This is a genomic window from Kitasatospora sp. NPDC001225 (assembly GCF_053597855.1).
The window spans coordinates 1-21,704 of record NZ_JBSFJC010000132.1; the positions used below are offsets into that span (position 1 = coordinate 1).

Sequence of the window (21,704 nt, forward strand, 5' to 3'; positions counted from 1 at the left end):
GTGAGCCCAATTCGCACGCCGAGGAGGATGGATGTTCAACAACGCCGCCGAAGTGAAGCCACGCCCGTTTCCGGGCGTGGCGCACCTCCGGGAACCCCTTATGCCGCTTTCCGGTGGCACGCTTTTCTGTTTTTCTGCGGACGGAGTGTGGAGAATGTGTGGCATCGCCGGCGTGGCCCGGATTGACGGGACCGCCCTGCCCGAGGAGGCCGGAGCGCTCCTGGAGGCGTTCGCCCGCACACTCGCCCACCGCGGCCCCGACGACCGCCGGCTGCTCTGCGACGGCCCCGTGGGCATGGCCTTCAACAGGCTCTCCCTGGTCAACCCGGAGGACGGCGCCCAGCCCCTCGTCAGCGCGGACGGCAATCTCGTCCTGATCGCCAACGGCGAGGTCTACAACCACAAGGAGCTCGCCGCCGGCCTGCCCTCCGGCACCCGTCTGAGCACCGGCTCCGACTGCGAGGTCCTCCTCTACCTCTACCAGCGCGACGGCCTGCGCTTCCTCGACCGGGTGAACGGCATGTTCGCCTTCGTCCTGTGGGACCGCGCACGCGGCGTCCTGCTGATGGGCCGCGACCGCTTCGGCATCAAGCCGCTCTACTACCACCGCAACGCCGAACGCGTCGTCTTCGCCTCGGAGATGAAGGCCCTGTTCGCGGACCCCGCCACCCCGCGCCGCCTCGACTGGAACCGCGCGCTGAGCGAGTACGACATGAACGCCACACCGGGGTTCGTGCACGGCCGCATCACCACCTGGTTCGAGGACCTCCAGATCGTGACACCCGGCACGATCCTGCAGATCCGGCTCCAGGACGGCACGACCAGCGAGCACCGCTACTGGGAACTGCCCGGCTCCGACGCCCACTCCGACATGACGGACGAGGACTACATCGCGGAGTTCCGCGACCTGCTCGCCGCCTCCGTCGCCGACTGCGCCACCGCCGACACGGAGCTCGGCCTCTTCCTCAGCGGGGGCATCGACTCCGCCGCCGTCGCCGCACTCGCCCCGGGTTCCGGCCTCCAGACCTTCACCGCGCTGACGCCCGGCACCGTCCTCAACGGCGACGCCCGCGGCGGGCACCGGACCGCCGAACTGCTGGGCCTGGCCAACCACCAGGTGCTCATCGGCTCCGACCGGGTCCCGGGCCCGCAGGAGTGGCGCGACCTCGTCTGGCTGGCGGAGACACCGCTGGTGGGCCCCGAGATCTTCTACAAGTTCGAGCTGCACCGCTTCGCCCGGCAGAACTTCCCCGACATCAAGGGCATGCTGCTCGGCGCCGCCGCCGACGAGATGAACGGCGGCTACATCCCGAGCTTCGCCGGCGAGGGCGGCACCTGGGAGGACTTCGAGTCCAACCTCGGCGACCTGTACCGGCGGCAGGCGCTGGAGCGCAACCCGAAGCTCGGCCACTGGTGGGAGCACCAGGGCGTCCCGCTGCTCAACGACACGGAGATCGACCCCGCCTCGCCGTACCGGGACGACCACTTCGCCGGCTACTTCGCCTGGCAGTACCGCACCCTGGAGCAGTACAACGTCTGGCACGAGGACCGCACCGCCGCCGGCAACAGCGTCGAGGCCCGCGTCCCCTTCCTCGACCACCGCCTCGTCGAACTCGTGGCCCGGATCCCCGCCGCCCGCCGCTCCGCGCTGCTGTGGGACAAGCGCATCGTGCGCGAGGCCCTGAAGGGCATCCTGCCCGAGGAGATCCGCACCCGGCCCAAGGGCTACTTCTTCCACGGCGAGGGCGCCCGGCACACCGACCGCTTCTTCACCCGGCTGCTCGCCCAGGACGGCGCCGCCCTCCTGGAGGAGGCGCTCTCCGGCGACAACGCGCGCCGCTACCTCAACGCCGACGGCCTGCGCACCACCCTCGACCGGCTGGAGCGCAGCCCCAGCACCGGCAGCACCGAACTGCTGCTGCGGATCGTCAACCTCGGCCTGCTGGACGCCATGACCTCCCGGCTGCCGGCCGCGCCCTCGCTGGCCGCCGCCCGTCCCACCCCGGTGGAGCTGAAGGTCGGCGACTGGGAGCGCGAGGCGCGGGAGATCGTCGCCCGGGTCGTCAGCGAGCCGGAGCTCGACCGCGGGGCGGTCTACGCGCTGGCCGACAACGCCCTGCTCGCCACCGTGCCCGCGCAGCCGGACTCGTGGTTCGTGGTGGTCGACGGCAGCTTCGAGTACGAGATCTCGGCCTCCGGGGACCCGGCCTGGCTGGCCCTGCTGCGGGCCCTCGACGGCACCCGCACCCTGGCCGAGGCGCTGGCCGAGACGGGCGGCGAACTCGCCGACGTGACCGAGCCGTTCCAGGAGGCACTGGCCGTCGGCGTGATCACCGCGGTGCCCGGGACCGGGGAACCGGTCCGGCGATGAGCACGCCGTCCCCGGCGCCCGCGGCCGACCGCACCGGCTTCGCGGCCCGCGCCTTCGACCGTTCGGCCTGGCCGCCGCAGCCCGTGCGCCTGCTGTCGGCGGCCGCGATGGCGGCCTTCGCCGTGGCGCTCTGGCTCCAGGGCGGCACCTGGCGCGCGGCCGCCGTGCTCGTCGCCCTGGACGCCCTGGCCGGACTGCTGCCGTGGCGGATGCCGCGGACCCTGCGCACGGGCGCCGCGTACTGGAGCGAGAACGCGCTCGCCGTCGCCGTGCCGGCCGCCTTCATCGCGGTCGCCGCCGCCACCGGCGCACCCTGGCTGACCAGGGGCGCGGCCTGGTGGTGGTACCTCGTGGCGCTCGGGCTGGCCGCGGTCCTGCTGCTGGCCGGGGGCATGAACTTCCGGCTGCTGCTCTCCGGCGACCTGGCCTTCCTGATCGGCCCCTCCACCCCGCTCCAGGCGCGGACGAGGGTGGCGACGGGGACCCTGGCGCCCTTCGGCGAGGAGGCGCTGTACCGGTCGTTCGCCGTCACCGCGGCGGGGCCGGCCGGCGTCGTGACCTCGCTGCTGGGCGCGGCCGCCTTCATCGCCCGCCACCACGTCGGCGACAGCCACTGGCGCCGGGCCCCGCGGGTCGTGGCCGTGGAACTCCTGGCCGCCCTCTCGCTGCTGGCCCTGGTCGCCCTGTCCGGCTCGGTCCTCCCCGCGCTGCTGGCCCACCTGGTCAACAACGCCCCGTCCGTCCTGCTCGAGCACCAACGTTCACAGAAAGAGAGCCATGGCTGACAACTCGTCCTCCTCCCTGCCGGAGTTGCGCGCCCAAGGCTTCCTCCCGGACGCGCCGCTCTGCGTCTTCCAGGCGGGCTCCATCGTGCGCGGCTGGGGCAACCCGAGCAGCGACATCGACCTGTTCGTGATCACCGAGGAGCCGTGGCAGGGCAGCCTCCACGGCGCCCCCATCCCGCTCGGCGCGGACGAGTTCCGCGCGCTGGAGACCTACGTCCACGGCACCCGCTGCGACCTCCGGTACATGACGGACGCGCAGATCGACGCCGTCCTGGCGAAGGTCTCGCATGAGGCCTTCGAGAGCGCGATGGGCGAGGGCGTCCAGCTCGACCGCCAGGAGACGGTCATGCTGGAGTGGCTCCGGCACGGCCAGGGCCTGGAGAACGAGGCCTGGCTGGCCAGGCGAGCGGAGGAGCTCAAGGCCTCGGCCTTCGGCTCCGTGCTGGTGCAGCGCGGCCTGAACTACGCCGACACCCGCGTCGAGGACGCCGTGGGGCAGATGTCGATCGGCGACCTGGAGAGCGCGGTGCTCTCGGCCCGCGTCGCCCTGGAGTACGCCGTGGACGCGCTGCTCGCCTCGTACGCCGAGTACGGGCAGAACGCCAAGTGGCGGGCCCGGCGCTTCCGGGCGGTGGAGCAGTCGGTGCTGTCGTTCGACGAGTACTGGGCGCTGGAGACCATGCAGTCCTTCGACCCGGCCGACCCGGCGGCGTGGGTCAACGAGGTCCTGCCCGTCTGCCGCAGGATCTCGATGAGCGTGGTCCTCTGACATGGCAGAGCAGCCCGTTCTCTCCGTCGACCAGGTTCCCTCGTACCGGCCCGACGTCCGGGTCCGCAATGTGCGGGGCCGATTCCTGGTAGCCGTCCTCGCCAAGGACCCGTTCGAACTGTCCGAATCGGCCAGTTTCATCTGGAAGCAGATCGACGGACGGAATTCGATCGCCGACATCGGCCGGCTGCTGGCCGCCGAATACGAGATCGACGCGGAAACCGCTACCGCAGACACCAAGGAAATTCTGGAATATCTCGCGACGACCGGCTCCGTCGTCTTCTGACGCGCGCACCAGGTCGAATGTGGCGGTGGACCGCGAGATGTACTCGATTGGAAAGAGATGAATACCACCATGCTCACAGCGAACATCTCGCTGACTCCCGAGCGCACCCGATCCGCCTCCGTCACCTGGAGCAACCGCCGGCTGTCCGTATCCGACTCGGCGAGCACCGACGCGGGCTCCGGCGACTACTTCGTGCCGAGCCTCCCGGTCGAGGTCCACTGCCACGGTCTGGGCAACGTCGACTTCTCCGACTTCGGCCGCATGGACCTCAAGGAGCTCGACGAGGCCGCCCGCGCCGAGGGGATCATCTGCATCCCCACGCTCTACCTGCGCCAGGAGCGCCTCGACGGCTTCGTCGGGTTCATGGGCGAGTTCTCCCGGATGCGCGCCGACGGGGAACTCCCCCACATCGGGGCGATCGCCCTGGAGGGCCCGCTGGTCGCCAGCTTCGGCGGCACCCCGGCCAGTTCCGTCTGGGCGCCGTCCCGCGCGGAATGGGAGAAGCTCGCGTCCTGCGGCCCGCTCGGCCTGGCCTACCTGATGGTCTCGCCGGACGCCCTCACGCCCGGCTCGTACCTCGCGCCGGCGCTGCCCGCGGGCTACCCGGACCTCGAGTGGATCGTCACCACCCTGGTGGAGCGCGGCGTCCGTCCGGCCCTGGGCCACTTCACCCGGGAGGACCCGCAGTTGGGGGCCGACTGCGTGGAGACCGCGATCAGCGCGGCCGAGGCCGCGGACTTCCCCGGCCGGGGCGTCCGCGTGATCACGGACCACCTCTTCAACGAGATGCCGCTGCTGGTCAGGCACGCGTTCCGCACCTCCCGGGCGAAGGCCGAGCGCGACGCCGTCATCGCCTCGTACGACCTGCCGTCCTGGTCCCTCGCGGACCTGCACGAGCAGGTCGGCCCGGTGCCGGCCGCGATCATCCGCGCCGCGCACGCCGGCCGGATCACCGCCTGCCTCAACTTCGACGGCGAGCACGTCGACTTCGCGATCGCCAAGCGCGCAGTGGAGCTGGCCGGACCGTCGAACATGATGCTGATGACGGACCGCAGCGACACCCCGGACCTGGGCGGCCAGCACCTCCACCGGGACGCCGAGAACTCCCTCTGGTACCAGCACGAGGGCGTCGTCGCGGCCGGCACCCAGCCGATCGACCAGCAGATCGCCAACGTGCGCGCCCTGGGCGTCCCGGAGGCCGACATCTGGCACCTGATCTCCTTCACCGCCTACCGCACCTTCTTCCCGGAGGTCGACCTGCTGGCCCGCGAGCCGCAGCGGGGCTGCTTCGTCCTGGACGGCAAGCGGATCGCCGTCGGCTGATCCGTGACCATGTTCGATCCCGACCCCGACTGCGTCGTGTGCGTGTGCCGCTCGGTGTCCGAGGCCGAGATCGTCGCCGCGATCCGGGCGGGGGCGGACTCACCGGACGGCATCGGCGACCGCTGCCTGGCGGGCACGGGCTGCGGCGGCTGCGTCGAGGCGCTCCGCGAACTGATCGAGGACTTCGGTCACTGACGACACCGAGGGACAGGGAGCCACCCACATGGACACACCCGTGAGCGAGGCGGGCCTGCAGGCCTTCATGGGCATCCTGCCGCCGACCCCGCACATCCGCGTGGCCGAGTTCACCCGGGGCCGGCCGGAGCTCGACACCGGCCGGCTGGAGGGCTTGGAGACCATCTACGCGCGGGTCACCGGCCAACGGCCGTCCATCGCCCTGGACCACCCGCGACCGGACGCCGCGGCCCACGAGGAGTACGGGGAAGGGGTGCTGAACGGCATCTGGTGCGGCCGGGCGCAGCCGTTCCCCACCCCCGAGGACGCCCTGGCCGTGCTGCACGGCTTCTGCCGGGCGCTGATCCCGCACGGTGTCCTGCACCTGGACACCGACCGTCCCCGGTGGGAGCGCGGCGACACCGCCGAGGAACTCCTCGGCCTCCTCGCCGCGACCGGCTTCCACCCCAGGCGGGTCGACTGCGAGCCGGCCCGCGTCCGCGTCCTCGCGATCAGGAAGTGGCGCTGCTGCGCTGACGGCCCCCGCCCGCTGTACGACACCCACGCCGTCTAGGCCCGCAGTAGGAGCTCCATGATGATGTCCCCGACGCAGTCCACGCCGCCCGACCGCTCGGTCTTCTGGCGGATCTGGACCGCGCACAGCACCAGCGCCTTCGGCACGGCGGTCACGACCGTCGCGATGCCGCTGGTGGCCGTCCTCGTCCTGAACGCCAGCACCTTCGAGACGAGTCTGGTGGCGGCGGCGAGCATGTGCGCGTGGCTGCTGGTCGGGCTGCCGGCCGGGGTGATCGTGGACCGGCTCCCGCTGCGCCTCGTCCTCGTCTCCGCCGACCTGATCCGCGCCGCGGCCCTGGTGTCGGTCCCGTTGGCCGTCTACTTCGACGTGCTGACCCTCGCCCAGCTCGTGGCCGTCGCCTTCGTGATCAGCGTGTCGAGCGTGATCTTCGAGGTGGGCTACTCGACCTACCTGCCGACGGTGGTCGCCAAGGAGCGGCTGATCGCCAGCAACAGCCTGATCCAGGGCAGCGAGTCGCTCTCCCAGATCGCGGGCCCGGCCCTCGGCGGCAGCCTCGTCCAGGCGCTGGGCGCCGCGTACAGCCTGATCGCGGACGTGGTGAGCTACCTCCTCTCGGCGACGCTGCTGATGACCGTCCCCTCGCCCCTCGACGGCGGGCGGAAGAAGGCCAAGCGCAACATGGTGGCCGAGATCCGCGAGGGCATCGAGTTCGTCCGACGGCACCCGGTGATCCGCCCGCTCGTCTTCGTCGGCACCGGGCTCAACTTCGCCACCGCGGCCATCGACGCGCTCACCGCGGTCTTCCTCGTCCGCACGGTGCAGGCCAACTCCTTCACCGTGGGCTTCCTCATCGCCGGCCTGGGCATCGGCGGGGTCCTCGCCGCGGCGGTCACCACCGCCCTGGTCAAGTGGCTGGGCCCCACCCGGGCCGCGGTCCTCGCCCTGTTCGCCGCGCCGGTCTCCGCGCTGCTGATGCCGCTGACCTTCCACGGCTGGGGGCTCTCGCTGTTCCTGCTGGGGAACGTGGGCTGGGGCCTGTGCACGGTCACCTTCGCCATCATCAGCCGCACCTTCCGCCAGACCGCCGTCGCGCCCGAGCTGATGCCGCGCGTGGTGGCCACCGTCCGGTTCTTCTCCTGGGGCGTCTTCCCCGTCGGCGCCCTCCTCGCGGGCGTGCTCGGCCAGCTGATCGGCAACCGCGGATCCCTGCTGGTCTGCTGCCTGTTCACCCTGCTGATCCCGGTCCCGATCCTGTGTTCGCCGCTGCGCAAGAAGCCCGACTTCCTCGACCCCGCGACCGCCGAACCGATCAGGACCCTGAGCTGACGGGACCCTCCAGCCCCAGCCATCGGCCTGATTCGACGTCATGTTTGCGTCGAATCAGGCCGTTTGAGGCCATCCCAACCTCCGGGCCCTGCAGCACCACCACGGGTTTCGGCTGACGACCGGTCAATCTTGGCCGGAAACCCGCATGTTGAGCCCATCGTTATTGAAAGACCCCTCGACACGTTGTTATGGTCACGAACTGTCGTGATCAAGTCAGCCACAAGGGGGCGATCATGGACGAGCCGAAGCCGCGTCCGGACGGCGCACGACCTCCGACGGGAGGCGACCGCACCCCGACCACCGGGGCGGACGGCGGCCCGGGGTGGTCCCTCACCCCGGTCGCGATGCTGCGCCACGCGGGCTACCCGCTCTCGCTGCTGGACCGCGTCGTCGCCCCCTCGACCGCCCGGGCCGCCGACGCCGTCCTCGACCTGCGGGACGAAGCCGTAGAGCTGGGGCGGCGGTTGAAGGCCGACCTGCGCGCCGAGCGGGCCGGCACCCGGGGCGACCTCGCCTCCGGCGTCGGCATGCTCCGCCCCTTCCCGCCCGCCGACCTCGCCCGGCTCGAAGCCGAACTCGGCCCGGCCGCCCTGGACTCGGCCAAGCGCTACCAGGACGCGGTGCAGGCCCTGGACGGCCACTGGGAGGCCTTCGAGCGGGAGCACGGCGCCGCCCTCGCCGACGCCCGCCGGACCGTCGTGGACCTGTTCCGCGAACCCTCCCTCCAGCAGGTCCTGCTGCTGTCCAACGACGCCCGCTTCGAGGAGTTCACCGCCTGGCTCGCCTCCGGCGGCGCCGGGTCGGACGGCCACGTCAAGCGGATGACCGACCTGCTCGCCATGTACCTCCAGCGGGTCACCACCAAGAACGAGACCCACTCGCACTTCGGCCCCCTCGCCGTCGCCCGGACCGCACCGGAGGGCGCCGCCCCCGGCGTCGGCTGGTCCACCGGCCCGCTGCGCCGGATCGCCCTGCTCAGCCACTGGGCGGGCGAGGCGATGGCCGAGGTCTTCAGCGCCCGGCCGGAGGCCTTCGAGGCGGTGCGCCCCCGCCGGCGGCCCCTCGCCTTCGCCGAGGGCCCCGTCGTCCGGCTGTACGCGTTCGAGAGCACCACCGGCATGCCGGACGGCTGGCGCTTCGTCGCGGTGAAGGCCGACACCTTCGACGCCGACCGGTCCTGGCTCTGGGAGCACTGCGACGGCGAGCGCACGGTCGCCTGGCTGCGCGCCGCCTGGGCCGACCGCCCGGACCGCCCGGCCGACCGCGACTTCGACCGGGTGCTCGCCGAACTCGTCGACCAGGACTGGCTGATCGGCCGCCGGGAGATCCCGATCGGCGCCACCGACGTGCTGCGCGAACTCGCCGGACAGCTCGCCGACGACTCCCCCGACCTCGCCGTGGTGCGCCGCTTCCAGGACGGGCTGCGCCGCTTCGCCGAGGGCCCGACGGAGCGGCGCGCGGCCCTGCTCGGCGAACTCAAGCAGGCCTTCGAGGAGGTCACCGGCTCCGCCGCCAACCGCTCCGAGGGCCGGCACTACGCGGACCGCAGCATCCTCTACGAGGAGGCGTACAGCCCGGTCAGGGACGTCGTCCTCGGCCCCGACGTCGCCGCCCTGATCGGCCGCGAGCTGTCCGTGGTCTACGACCTGACGCTGCTCGTCCCCCGGCTGCGCGTCCGCCGCGAGCTCGACATCCTGCACCGCTGGACGGCACGGCGCTTCGGCACCGGCACGCCCGTACCGCTGCCGGACTTCTACGCCGCCTTCTTCGCCGACAAGCCGCTGCTCGCCGCCGAGTGCGAGGAGGTGGACCGGGAGATCGCAGCGCTCGACCGGGAGGTCGTCGACCTGCTGCTGGACGGCGCCGAGGACGGCCGCTCCGAGAGCGTCGTCGACCGGGCCCGGCTGGAGGAGCTGCTCGCCCGCCACCCCGACACCCCGCCCGCGCTGTGCAACCCGGACGTCATGCTCGCCGCACCGGACGCCGCCGCGATCGGCCGCGGCGACTTCCTCGCCGTCGTCGGGGACTGCCACGCCGTCCGCGAGGCGCTCACCCACTCCAGCTTCGCCTCGATGCTCCAGGCCGAGGCGCCCGAACTCCTCGACGCGGTCCACGACCGCTACCGGGGGCTGCTCGACGAGGACGAGGTGCTGGTCGACCTCTCCCGCTCGCACCCCGACAAGACCGGCGCCCAACTCACCTACCCCTGCCCGGACCTGGAGGTGTACGGGCTCTCCCCGAAGGCCCGCGGCGACGTCCTCCAGCCCGGCGCGCTGTACCTGCTGGCCACCGCCGACCGGCTGGAGCTGCGCGCCCACGGACTGGCCGGCCGGCTCAAGCTGCTCGCCCCGCTGGCGGGCGGCCCCAGCATCCGCCAGGACCCGCTCTCCCCGTTCGCCTTCCCCCGCCACTTCGGCGGCGTCGGCGTCCGCGACCGGGACCGCGACCACGTGCCCCGCATCCGCTGCGGCCGGATCGTGCTGCACCGGGAGCGCTGGCGCGTCCCCGCCGAGGCCCTGCGCGGCTGGAGCCCCGGCGTCCACCGCTCCAAGGGCGACGCCCCGGAGTTCGCCGCCGCCCGCCGGCTGCGCCGCGAACTCGGCCTGCCGCGCCGCGGCTTCCTGAAGATCCCCGGCGAGCCGAAACCGGTCTACGTCGACTGGGAATCCCCCCTCATCGTCCGGCAGGTCTTCCGGCTCGCCCGGAAGACGGCCGCCGCTCTGGAGTTCAGCGAAATGCTCCCCGCCCCGGAGCACCTCTGGCTCGACATCGACGGAGAACGTCACACCAGCGAGCTGCGCTGTGCGGTCTTCTCGCGCCGTCCCCACTGAGTGCTCCACGTCGAGGACCCCACGCCCTCACCGACCGAAGGCACCGCCATGACCAAGAGCTGCATCGTCCAGTTGCCCTTCCCCTCCAGCCACGACCCCGACCCGAACCTCGCCCGCTACTACGACGACTACGACCGGCGCTTCCGGGCCATGCTGCCCGAGTACTTCATCCCGACCGACGGCCTGTGGGAGATGCCGCTCTGGGTCGCCCACCTGACCGCCCTGCTGAACACCGCGGGCCTGGACTCCGTCTTCCGCGACCTGTCCAGGACCCCGGCCGAGCCGGAGCACTGCGCCGAGCCGCTGCTGGAGGCGACCGCCCCCGGCGACCTGGTCCTGATGTCCCCGCTCGCCCAGAACCTCCGCCTCGCGCTGGAGGTGGCCAAGCGGCTGGAGCACGCCGGCCGGCGCGTCGTCCTCGGCGGCAACATGGCCCCGCTCGCCCCCGACGGCGCCGTGCACGCCGTGCACCGCGGCCAGCTCGACGCCACCTTCGTGCGCCGGCTCGTCGAACTCGCCTCCGGGTCCGGCGGCAGCCTGGAGAAGCCGCTGCTGCCCGGGCTGGTGTCCGACCGGATCACCTGGGCGCCGGACTACCGCCACCTCGGCGGCTACCAGGGCCGGGTCCCGCTGCTGCGGCTCAACGCCAGCCACGGCTGCCTGTACCAGTGCTCGTTCTGCGGCGACGCCTGGAGCAAGCAGCTCACCCTGGTCGCCAAGGACGCGCTCGCCCAGGAGGTCGACGAGCTGACCAGCCGGTTCCCCGACACCCGGCTCTTCTACATCGGCGACAAGACCTTCGGCCAGTCCCGCGAGGCCGTCGGCAACCTGCTGGACGTCTTCCGCGACCGCCCCGGCTACCGCTTCATCGTGCAGACCCACGTGATGCAGGTGAAGGAGTGGATCGTCGAGGCCATGCTCGAACTCGGCGTCGTCGCCGTGGAGCTCGGCTTCGAGTCGGCCGACTCGCAGATGCTCAAGCGCCTCAACAAGCTCTCCCGCGGCCTGGACGACTACACTTCGAAGATCCGTCAACTCAGCGACGCCGGGCTGAAGATCGTCCTCAACATGATGGGCGGCCTGGACGAGGAGACGGAGGCCGCGCACGGCCAGACCGTCAGCTGGATGCGGGAGAACGAATCGGCGCTGTGGCTCTTCAACCTCTACAACTTCGTCCCGTACCCGCTCACCCCGGACTTCCCCAGGCTGCGCGAGCGCATCTTCAACTGGGACTTCGCCGACTGGCGGGAGGACGCCCCGGTCGTCTACCGGCCCCGGCACCTGTCCCCCGAGGACAGCTGGGACCTGTTCCAGGAGAAGATCGCCGCGGCGCACGCCATCATCCGCGACCCGCTGCCCGCCGCCCCGGCCTCCGCCGTCCCCGGCCTGTCCGTCACCCCCGCCGCGCAGGAGAACTGACATGACCGAGCTCCCCGACTTCGAGGCCCTCCGCACCAGCGTCAAGCCGGAGGACTTCGAGCAGGACCCGCTGCCCGGCTGGGCCGGCGTCGGCACCCTCTTCGGCGCCCCCACCACCACCGCCGACCAGGTGGACGTGGGCGAGACGGGCTGGGTGGTGTCCGGCGTGCCCTACGACGCCACCGCCAGCTCCCGGCCCGGCGCCGCCGAGGGCCCGCGGGCGGTCCGCCAGGCCAGCCTGGTCTTCTCCAGCTACCTCACCAGCCTCGGCCAGTGGCGGATGCTGGACACCCGCACCGGGCAGACCTTCCGCTACCACGCGCCCCGCGTCGCGGACGCCGGAGACCTCCACATCTACCCGACGGACACCGTCAAGACCTTCCAGGCCGTCGCCGCCGAGAGCCGCCGGCTCAGCCAGAACGCCCCGCGGCTGATCTTCCTCAACGGCGACCACTCCTGCACCTTCCCCACCTTCGCCGGCTTCCGCGCCGGCCGGCTGGACCGCGGCGCCGGCCGGGTGGGGTTCATCAACATCGACCACCACTTCGACTTCGGCAACTGGAGCACCCTGCACGGGCCGCTCTACCACGGCTCCAACTCCCGCCGGATCAGCGAGATCCCGCAGATGCGCCCGGAGGACATCGCCTTCGTCGGGGTCGGGGACGTGACCAAGTACGACCAGTTCCGCGGCCTGCTGGACAGCGGCTTCCACGTCGTCCCCGGCTCCCTGATCACCCGGGACGGCGCCGCCGCGGCCCTGCGCCCCGTCATCGAGGAGCTCGGCTCGCGCTGCGACACCGTCTACGTCTCCCTCGACATCGACGTGCTCGACAGCGCCGCGGCGACCGGCACCGGGCACGTCACCATGGGCGGCATCGGCATCGGCGACCTCCTCGACGTCTACGAGGAGCTGCGGGCGCTGCCCGTCGGCGCCGTCGACATCGCCGAGATCGCGCCCCGCTACGACCCGTCCGGCGGCACCGCGCAGATCGCCGCCCGGCTGCTCTTCGAGTTCCTGTTCCGCACCGAGGTCGCCCCGGCCGAACTCGCGCCCTGGGCCCCCGGCACCCCCTCCGCACCCCTGGAGCACCGGTGAGATTCACACCCCACGAAGCGCAGTTCGACTGTACCCCGCTGGTCTCCGGGGCCCCCGCCGAGCGCGAGCGGGCGCTGGACGCCCTCGCCGCCGGAGCCGTCGAGGTCATCCACCGGACCGGCTACGCCGTCTTCCGGATCGGCCGGCTGCGACTCGGGGTCGAGGAGAGCCGCCGGCTGTCCACCGGCATCGTCGAGCGCGTCCGCACCGCGCTGATCGCCCGCGGCGCCCCCGCCCGGATGCGGCTGGAGGTCGACAAGGCGCAGCAGACCTACGTCCCCGAGGGCTACACCACCCGGACCCTGCTGCCCCACCACGACGGCCAGCACTGCTCGTACCTGACGCCCAGCCTCCAGGACGCCCCCGACTGGGACCCGGCCCAGCGCACCTACGGCGACTCCGGGTACACCACCACCGCCGCGCACAAGATGTACCAGGGCATCTTCCTGCCCGAGGTCGGCGAGGGGCTGAGCGTCACCACGTACTACGACTGGCTCGGCGTGATCGACGAGGTGCTGGAGCGGCGCGGCATCGACCGGGGCGACGACCCCGTGGCCGGCGCGGCCCGCTGGCTCGGCGGCAACCTGCGCCGCGGCCTGGAGCGCCAGCCCGAACACGGTTGCGCCTACCCGTCGGTGGGCGCCATGCTCGGGCTGGAGGAGACGTTCTGGCACGGCCTGTCCTTCCACCACAGCGAGGCGGACCTGTCCAAGGAGGAGCGGCGGCGCTACCCCGCCGCCGTGCCGCTGGCCCGCGAGTGCGCCTGCGGCGAGTGCCGGGGCGAGGCGGCCCGGCTCTTCTGCCACCAGCTGCTCATGGCCACCGGCCTGACCTGGGCGCGGTTCCGCCGCCGCTGGGAGGTGCTCGCCCCGGGCGAGCACTGCGACCTGCTGCTCGGCCACAACCTGACCATGCTGCACGGCGGCCTGGCCGGCGGCGCGGGGCGGATCATCGAGCCGCTCTGCCTGGTCGTGGACGAGCCGTCCGGCCCCGAGTACGAGCGCTGGCTGGCCGCCTCCTGGCGGCGCACCCTGCCCGGGGCCCGCTGATGCGGAGGAGCCTGCCGGTGCGGGGGGCCCTGTCGGCGCGCGGGGCCCTGCCGGCGCGGGGGGCCCTGTCGGCGCGGGGATCCCGGTCGGCGTGGAGGTCCCGCTGATGCGGGGGGCGCCCGCGACCCTGGCCACCCCGGTCGACCTGCACCTGCACACCCGGCACTCGGACGGGGACGAGGCGCCGGCCGACCTGGCGAGGCGGTGCGTCGAGGCCGGGCTGCGGGTGGCCGCCGTGACGGACCACAACACCCTCGCGGGCGTCGCCGCCTTCGAGCGGGCCGCCGCCGGGCACCTCACCGTCGTCCCGGCCTGCGAGATCACCACCACCTGGCGCGGCGAGGAGACCCACTGCCTCGCCTACTTCGTCGACCCCGGCGACGAGGCGTTCCGGCAGCGGATCGGACGCCTCCACGACGCCGAACTCGCCTGGTGGCGCACCTGGACCGACCGGGCGCAGGCCCTCGGCGTGCCGATCGCCCGGGCCGACGTCGAACGGCGCCTCGGCGGCGACCGGGTGGCCTACGTCAACGACTACCTGGCGCTGCTGCTGGAGGCCGCCGGGGACGACCCCCGGTTCGCCCCGTACGCCGACGGCGACGACCGGTTCGCCCGCCTCATCGCCGACTGGTGCCGCCCGGGCCGGCCGCTGCACGTCGAACACCCCGTCAACCCCGACCTGGTGGACGTGCTGTCCTGGATCGAGCGGGCGGGCGGCGTCGCCGTCCTCGCCCACCCCGGCCCGCACACCGCCGGTCTGGACGCCCCGCGGTGCGCCGAACTGCTGGCGCCGCTGCGCGCGGCCGGCCTGGCCGGACTGGAGGTGTGGACCAGCTGGCACACCCCGGCCGACAGCGCCCGGCTCGCCGAGGCCGCCGGGCGGCTCGGCCTGGTCGCCACCGCCGGGTCCGACTACCACGGGGTGCGGGTCAAGCCCTGGGCGCCGAGCCCCGGCCTGCTGCCCGCGCTCCCCGCCGACCCGCTCGCCGTCCTGGACGCCCTGCACGACCGCCGTCCGCCCGTCCACTCGATCCCCCAGGTGAGGCCGTGACCACCGTCAACGATCCCCGGACCGCCGCCGAGCCCGGGGTGCGCGTCCCCTGGCAGCTCGCGCCGGTCGTCGTGCTCCGCCAGGCCGGCTTCCCGATGGAGCTGCTCGCGCCCCTGGCCGACCCGGCCGCCGCCGAGGAGGCCCGGGAGCTCGTCGCCCACGGGCAGCGGCTGAAGGAGCTGGCCGACGCGTTCAAGGCCGCCCTGCGCCGCCACCCGGTGCCCGGCGCCGCCCGGCTGTCCTCCCCCGCCGGGTTCCTGCTGCCCGTCCCCGAGCCCGAGCTGGCCGCCGCGGCCGCCGCCGTGCCCGCCGAGGAGGCCGCCGTCCTGCGCGCCTACCAGGACGCCGCCCGGCACTTCGCCGAGGAGCAGACCCGGTTCGCCGCCCGGCACCAGGACCGCCTCGACCGGGCCGGGGCCGCCGTCGTCGAGGCCTTCGGCGACGAGCGGCTGCGGCAGGTCCTGCTGCTCTCCAACGACTCCGCCTACCCCACCTTCGCCGCCTGGCTCGACGCCCACGACGGCGCGACCGGGCGGCGAACCCGCAAGATGACCGACCTGCTCACCATGTACCTCCAGCGGGTCACCACCAAGAACGAGACCCACTCGCACTTCGGCCCCTTCACCCCCGGCCGGGTCGGCACCGCCCCCGGCATCACCTGGTCCGGCGAGCGGGAGCTGGAACGGCGCGCGCTGTTCAGCCACTGGGCCGCGGAGAAGCTCGCCCAGAGCGCCGCCGCCGTCCCCGGCCTGCTCGACCACGCCCGCCCCCGGCGCCGCCCGCTGTCCTTCCTGCGCGACGGCCGGATCGACCTCTACGCCTTCACCACCCGCGACGGCCTGGACACCGACTGGGACTTCCAGCACCTCGGCGGGCGCCCGGTCGAACCGTACGAGGCCTGGCTGTGGCAGCACTGCGACGGCGAACGCACCCTGAGCGAACTGCGGCGGGCCTGGCAGGACGAGCAGCGCTGCCCCGTCCCCTTCGACGAGGTGCTCGCCGGACTCGCCGAGCGCGAATGGGTGGTCGTCGAGTTCGAGATCCCGATCGGCGACCACCGGCCGCTGGCCGCCCTGCGCGAGCAACTGCTCGCCGCCCCCGCCCCGCTGGCCGACCCGCTGCTCACCGCGATCGACGGCTTCGAGGCCGACCTGACCCGCTTCGCCGCCCTGCCGCTGCCCGAACGCGCGGCCGCGCTCGCCGAGAGCAAGGCCCGGTTCGAGCAGCTGACCGGCGGCCCCGCCAACCGCAACAGCGGCCTGCACTACGCCGACCGCAGCATCCTGTTCGAGGAGGCCCGCGGCCGCCCCGCCGACCTGACCGTCGGCCCGGACCTCGCCCGCTTCATCACCGACGAACTGTCCATCGTGTACGAGACCGTGCTGGCCGGCCCGCGCCTGCGGATGCGGCGCGAACTGGTCATCCTCACCCGGTGGGTGGCCGACCGGTTCGGCCCCGGCGTGGAGATCCCGCTGGACGTCCTCTACGCCGAGTTCTTCCGCGACCGCGACGCCATCGCCCGCGAGTGCCTCGCCGTCGAGGCCGAACTCGCCGAACTGGACCGGGAGATCGGCGCCGCCCTGCTCGGCGAGGCCGCCACCGACCCGGACCGCTCCGAGGTCGTGGTCGACCGGGAGCGGATGGCCGCCGTCCTCGCCGCCCAGCCGAGCAGCCCGCCCGCCGTCTGCGACCCGGACATCCTGTTCGCCGCGCGGAGCCGGGAGGACCTGGCCGAGGGCCGGTTCACCGCCGTCATCGGCGACTGCCACGCGGTGCGGGAGGTCATCACCCACACCAGCTTCGGCCCGCTGATCCAGGAGCACACCCCCGAACTGCTCTCCGAGGTGTACCGCGGCTACCAGTCCCTGCTCGCCGACGACGAGGTGCTCGCCAACCTGTCCCGCGGCCACCCCGACAAGTCCTCCACCCAACTCGTCTACCCCTGCCACGACCTGGAGGTCTACGGCCGCTCCGCGCAGTCCCGCGACCGGGTGCTGCAGCCCTCCCAGCTCTACCTGGTGCTGCGCGACGGCCGGCTGGAGCTGCGCGCCCACGGCGTCGAGGGCCGGCTGCGCCTGATGGCGCCCCCGGCCGGCGGCCCGAGCATCCGGCAGGACCCGCTCTCCCCGTTCGCCTTCCCCCGCCACTTCGGCGGCGCCGGACTGGACGCCCCCGACCTGGCGCACATCCCGCGCATCCGCTGCGGCCGCGTCGTGCTGCAGCGCGAGACCTGGCGCATCCCCGCCGCCCGGCTGCGCGACACCGCCGCCTTCGGCCGCCAGACCGGCCGGGACGACGCCGCGCTGTTCGTCGCCGCCTGCCGGCTGCGCGCCGAGCACCGGCTGCCCCGGCACGTCTTCGTCAAGGTCCCCGGCGAGCCCAAGCCGGTCTACGTCGACTGGGAGTCCCCGCTGCTGGTCCGGCAGCTGGGCCGGCTGGCCGCCCGCGCCGAGGGCACCCTGGAGGTCTCCGAGATGCTGCCCGCCCCCGACCAGCGCTGGCTGGACGTGGACGGCCGGCGGTACACCAGCGAACTGCGCTGCGCCGTCTTCTCGGCCGGGAACCCCGCCGCGGAGCCGCGCGGGTGAGCACCGACACCGCCGTCCGCCCCTCCTCCGGCTACCACCGGGTCCTCGGCGCCGCCGCCTCCTCCGCGGTCGGCGACGGCATGCGCTTCGCCGCGCTGCCGCTGCTCTCCACCGCGGTGCTGGACGACGCCTTCCAGGTGTCCGCCGTCACCGCCGCGACCACGGTGCCCTGGCTGCTGTTCGCCCTGCCCGCCGGCGCGTACGCCGACCGCTTCGAGCGGCGCCTGCTGATGGTCCTCGCCGACCTGCTGCGCGCCGCGGTGCTGGTCCTCACCGTCCTGCTGCTCGCCACCGACCGGCTGACCTTCTGGCCGCTGCTCACCTCCGCGTTCCTGCTCGGCGTCGGCGAGGTGCTGTTCGACTGCGCGTCCTTCGCGCTGCTGCCGAGCGTCGTGCCCAAGGACCGGCTGGAGTCGGCGAACGGCCGGCTCTTCGCCGTCCAGACCGTCGGGCGCGACCTGCTCGGGCAGGTCGTCGGCGGCGTGCTGTTCACGGTCGGCCGGGCCGTCCCGCTGGTGATCGACGCGGTCTCCTTCCTGGCCTCCGCGCTGCTGCTGCGCGGCGTGCGCGGGCCGGTGCCCGAGTCCGGACCTGAATCCGGGCCTGCCGCCGAACCCGGGCCGGGCGCCGGGAAACCCCGCCTGCTGGCCGACATCCGCGAGGGAGTCGCCTTCGTCCTCCGCGATCCGCTGCTGCGTGCCCTGACCGTCTCCGCCGGGGTCATCAACGCCGTCTACCTGGGCCAGATCGCCGTCTTCGTGATCCTGGTCCGCGAGGTGCTGGAACTCCCGGACGCCGCGTACGGGGCGCTGCTGGCCGCCGGGGCGGTCGGCGGCGTGATCGGCGGCGCGGTCGCCGGCCGGCTCAGCAAGGCCGTCGGCCGGGTCCCCGCGCTGGTCGGCAACCTGGCGCTGATGGGCGCCGCCGGCCTGGCGGTGGCCGCCACCGACCGGGTCCCCGTGGTCGCCGTCGCCTACGGCGTCACCGGCTTCGCCCTGATGGTCTGGAACGTCGTCGCCGTCTCCCTGCGCCAGACGATCATCCCGGACCGGATGCTCGGCCGGGCCACCGGGGTCTACCGGCTCTTCGCCTGGGGCACCATGCCCCTCGGCGCGCTGGTCTTCGGCCGGGTGAGCGCCTCGGCCGGGCCGCGCGCCGCCTTCGCCCTCGGCGGCGTGGTCACCCTGCTGACCTGCCTGCCGATCGCCTACGCCCTGCTGAGGGACAGCAGGGTGACCGACCGTCGCAAGACCACCGAGGATGCACCATGAGTGAGCGTTTCGCCGTACTGGACCGACTGGCCGGACAGTGGGGCCTGAGCGGCCTGGAACTCGTCGGCAAGGGCCTGGAGTTCACCGTCTTCCGGGCCCGGGCCCGGGACGGCGAACCGGTCGCCGTACGGCTCGCGCACCACCGCTTCGACTCCAACGCCAACGACCCGCACGTGGACACCCGCGCCCTGCTCGTCCAGGAGCACGCCATCGCCCGGCACCTGGCCGAACACGGCCTGCCCGTCGCCCGCGCCCGGGAACTCGTCCTCGCCGACGACCCCGACTCCCCCGACGTGCTGCTCTCCGACTACGTCCCCGACGACGGCACCCCGCTCGACTCCCACGCCCTCGGCCGGCTCCTCGCCCGGCTCCACCAGGCACCCCCGCCGCCACTGCACCCCGTCGCCGCCGAGGGCGGCACCACCGCCGAGGCCCTCACCACCCGGATAGCGCGCCGCTGGGCCGAACTCGCCCGCCTCGTCGCCGACTGGCCCGAGCCCCCGGCCCCCGACCTGCTCGCCCGGCACCTCTCCCCCCTCACCGGGACCAGCCTCCTCCACCTCGACGTCCGCAGCTCCAACATCCGCCGCCACCAGGGCCGCACCACCGCCCTCCTGGACTGGTCCAACGCCCTCCTCGGCACCCCCGCCCTCGAGTTCGGCCGCCTCGCCGAATACGCCCGCTACCCCGAGAACGACCTCGACCTCCCCGCCCTCCGCGCCGGCTACGCCACCCTCGCCCCCGTCCCCGCCGAGGACGACCCCACCCTCCTCGCCTGCCGCCTCGACGCCGCCCTGATGCTCGCCCTGGTCTTCCTCTCCGAAGCCCCCGACCCCACCCGCGGCCCCACCGCCGCCACCCACGCCCGCGCCCTCGCCGAGCGCCTCAGCCGCCTGTAACGGCGCCACCGGTGGAACCGCGGGCAGCCGGCGGAGCACCGCCGGCTGCCCCCACCAGGCATAGGCCTCCGCTGTTACCGAAAAACGCCCGAGGGTCCCACCGCGAGGTTTCGCGGTGGGACCCTCGGGCGCGATTCAGGCGCTCAACCATCCAGTCAGGATCTCTATGGCTGGACCAACCCCGTCCGCCCGATCCCTCGCACTCTCGGATTCAAGCAGAAAGGGCGGCTCGCCATTCGGTGCAGAATCCAACTGCAATTCTACACCTTCCTTCCGGGAAATAAACCAGACATTTTCGTCGTCACTGGCGCGAGCAGCCGACAATCGTTCGACTCGAAGGCCCGAGAAAGCCTCTCGCAAAGCAGCGAATATCTCGTCCACGGGTCCGCCGGTGGTATCGCCCGGACCCCATGGTGCGACTCTGGGCATCAGCACCCCTCTCGGCTGGTGGTCTACCTGGTCAGCACCGCGGAACTCCGAGCGCGTCAGGAGCCAGCCGGCCGGCCTTCGGCACAGGATTGGACTCAATGGCACCGAACGGATCACTGCTTCCGAGCGTGACGTTCACGTGGTTGTAGTTGAGCGGAGAGCCCGCGCCGGCGATCGGCTCGGGCGCGTACACCACAGTACCGCCGGCCGCCCGAATTGCGCCGGCCGTCGTTGCGCGAAGGCTACCATGCGGGACGCCGGCGCCAGCTTCGTTCACCGAACTACCCATTGAACCGGAGAATTCGACACCAGAATCCGGCATCGGGCTCTGCCCGCCGCGAATGATGACGAAATCGTCCGGCACCTGCCAGGCGTTGTCGTTGTGGACCAGGACCGGCACGCCGCCCGCCAGTACGTAGTACGTGTGGAGGTCGTCGACGGTGAGGTTGTAGGCGGGCTGGAGCGTGCTCCGATGCCGGACGGCCTCGATGCGCTGGGGCCGTCCGGCCGGGTCGCGCAGTTCGTCGCCGACCCTGAGGTCCACGGCGTCGATCCACTGCTTCTGGCTCTCGGACCAGAAGGGGTGGTGATCGGTGCTGGTCAGGGACTTTCCGGAGCCCAGCGAGATGTCGGTGAAGCCACGGTCGTCCGGGGTATAGATGGCCGCGGAGACCCGACGGGGTCCAGTCACTCCGGTCGTGGGGTCGGTGGCGAGAACCTTGTCCCCTGCCTTGACGGTCTCGATCCTACGAGTGGATCCGTCCGCCATCAGGACGTGGGTGCCGGCCGGGAAACTGTTCATCCGGAGTCGGGGGCACGACGGAGGGAGCCGGTTGACGAGCTTCTTGATGAACTCGACGGCCTTCTCGCCCCAGGACCCGAACTTCTTGGCCCACTGGGCGAGTTTGGCGACGGCGGCACCGTCGCCGATGAAGGGGATCGCGCCGATGCAGGAGGTGAGCGCGTCGGCGGTGCGGCCCTCGACGGCGTAGTAGGCGCAGTTGATGAGGTCGGCGACGTCGGCGAGGCCGGGGGCGATAACGCCGCCCGCGCCGCCGATGACGTCCAGGGTCAGGTGGACGCTCTCGGAGAACAGGTGGTAGAGGTAGCTGACGTTGTCGCTGTCCTCCTTCGCCTTCTTGATCTCCTCCTCGAGCGCGGCGATCGAGTCCTGCTTCTGCTTTTCGGCCTGGGCCTGCTTCTCGGCCTCCTTGCGCTCCGCCTCCAGCTTGGCGAGCCGGGCCTTCTCCTCAGCGTCGTACTTGACCTGGTAGTTGGCATGGGCGTCGTCGGCGGCGGTCTGGGCGGCCTGGGCGTCCTTGCCCGCAGCCTCGGCGGAAGCACGGGCAGCACTCGCGGACTCGTTGGCGTCCGCCGCCGACCATCGGGCCTGCCGGGCCGAATTCTCGGCCTGGTTGGCGGAGTAGACGGCCTTGGCGGCGTCGCGGTTGGCGGAGGCCTTGGCGGCGTTGGCGGTCTTCGCGGCCGCGGCGGCCTTG

17 protein-coding genes are annotated in these 21,704 nt (G+C 72.9%); 16 read left to right on the forward strand and 1 reads right to left on the reverse strand.

The window, feature by feature from the left end; genetic code table 11:
* Positions 1–154 precede the first annotated feature (154 nt).
* The 16 genes from asnB (at position 155) to ACWDCZ_RS31975 (ending at position 19,776) form a co-directional block, all read left to right on the forward strand.
* A complete protein-coding gene (asnB, locus tag ACWDCZ_RS31900; protein ID WP_449817653.1) occupies positions 155–2,371 on the forward strand; it encodes an asparagine synthase (glutamine-hydrolyzing) in 2,217 nt (738 codons plus the stop codon).
* Positions 2,368–3,156, forward strand: a complete 789-nt coding sequence (locus ACWDCZ_RS31905; protein WP_449817654.1) for a CPBP family glutamic-type intramembrane protease — start codon at positions 2,368–2,370, stop codon at positions 3,154–3,156. The genes asnB and ACWDCZ_RS31905 overlap by 4 nt, the downstream gene beginning before the upstream one ends.
* A complete protein-coding gene (locus ACWDCZ_RS31910; RefSeq protein ID WP_117490495.1) occupies positions 3,149–3,925 on the forward strand; it encodes a nucleotidyltransferase family protein in 777 nt (258 codons plus the stop codon). Before ACWDCZ_RS31905 ends, ACWDCZ_RS31910 begins: the two co-directional genes overlap by 8 nt.
* Before the next feature lies 1 nt (position 3,926).
* Positions 3,927–4,211: a PqqD family protein gene (locus ACWDCZ_RS31915; RefSeq protein ID WP_117490494.1), complete on the forward strand. Its 285-nt coding sequence runs from the start codon at positions 3,927–3,929 to the stop codon at positions 4,209–4,211.
* 69 nt (positions 4,212–4,280) lie between these two features.
* On the forward strand, positions 4,281–5,534 hold the full coding sequence (locus ACWDCZ_RS31920) for a hypothetical protein (RefSeq protein WP_220450071.1): 1,254 nt from the start codon (positions 4,281–4,283) through the stop codon (positions 5,532–5,534).
* A 9-nt stretch (positions 5,535–5,543) separates the two neighbouring features.
* Positions 5,544–5,729, forward strand: coding sequence for a (2Fe-2S)-binding protein (locus ACWDCZ_RS31925; RefSeq protein WP_117490492.1), 186 nt, complete (start codon positions 5,544–5,546; stop codon positions 5,727–5,729).
* A gap of 28 nt (positions 5,730–5,757) precedes the next feature.
* Positions 5,758–6,282 (forward strand): hypothetical protein, encoded by a 525-nt coding sequence (locus ACWDCZ_RS31930; RefSeq protein WP_117490490.1) that lies wholly within the window; start codon positions 5,758–5,760, stop codon positions 6,280–6,282.
* An 18-nt stretch (positions 6,283–6,300) separates the two neighbouring features.
* Positions 6,301–7,572: an MFS transporter gene (locus ACWDCZ_RS31935; RefSeq protein ID WP_117490488.1), complete on the forward strand. Its 1,272-nt coding sequence runs from the start codon at positions 6,301–6,303 to the stop codon at positions 7,570–7,572.
* Positions 7,573–7,805: 233 nt separating this feature from the next.
* Entirely contained in the window at positions 7,806–10,403 is a 2,598-nt protein-coding gene (locus ACWDCZ_RS31940) for a lantibiotic dehydratase (protein ID WP_449817655.1), read from the forward strand.
* A 48-nt stretch (positions 10,404–10,451) separates the two neighbouring features.
* Positions 10,452–11,822 (forward strand): B12-binding domain-containing radical SAM protein, encoded by a 1,371-nt coding sequence (locus tag ACWDCZ_RS31945; RefSeq protein WP_074004065.1) that lies wholly within the window; start codon positions 10,452–10,454, stop codon positions 11,820–11,822.
* Between the two features lies 1 nt (position 11,823).
* Positions 11,824–12,918, forward strand: coding sequence for an arginase family protein (locus ACWDCZ_RS31950; protein ID WP_074004064.1), 1,095 nt, complete (start codon positions 11,824–11,826; stop codon positions 12,916–12,918).
* Entirely contained in the window at positions 12,915–13,967 is a 1,053-nt protein-coding gene (locus ACWDCZ_RS31955; protein WP_375876919.1) for a hypothetical protein, read from the forward strand. The genes ACWDCZ_RS31950 and ACWDCZ_RS31955 overlap by 4 nt, the downstream gene beginning before the upstream one ends.
* A 106-nt stretch (positions 13,968–14,073) precedes the next feature.
* Positions 14,074–15,018, forward strand: a complete 945-nt coding sequence (locus tag ACWDCZ_RS31960) for a PHP domain-containing protein (protein WP_449817656.1) — start codon at positions 14,074–14,076, stop codon at positions 15,016–15,018.
* Positions 15,015–17,606, forward strand: a complete 2,592-nt coding sequence (locus tag ACWDCZ_RS31965; protein ID WP_049649747.1) for a lantibiotic dehydratase — start codon at positions 15,015–15,017, stop codon at positions 17,604–17,606. The genes ACWDCZ_RS31960 and ACWDCZ_RS31965 overlap by 4 nt, the downstream gene beginning before the upstream one ends.
* Positions 17,603–18,877: an MFS transporter gene (locus ACWDCZ_RS31970; protein ID WP_449817657.1), complete on the forward strand. Its 1,275-nt coding sequence runs from the start codon at positions 17,603–17,605 to the stop codon at positions 18,875–18,877. The genes ACWDCZ_RS31965 and ACWDCZ_RS31970 overlap by 4 nt, the downstream gene beginning before the upstream one ends.
* Complete coding sequence (locus ACWDCZ_RS31975; RefSeq protein ID WP_449817658.1) at positions 18,874–19,776, forward strand: phosphotransferase family protein; 903 nt, start codon at positions 18,874–18,876, stop codon at positions 19,774–19,776. Before ACWDCZ_RS31970 ends, ACWDCZ_RS31975 begins: the two co-directional genes overlap by 4 nt.
* 460 nt (positions 19,777–20,236) lie before the next feature.
* Here the strand turns inward: ACWDCZ_RS31975 and ACWDCZ_RS31980 are convergent.
* Positions 20,237–21,704 (reverse strand): polymorphic toxin-type HINT domain-containing protein (locus ACWDCZ_RS31980; protein WP_375876925.1); only part of this gene is annotated, 1,468 nt, incomplete at its 5' end.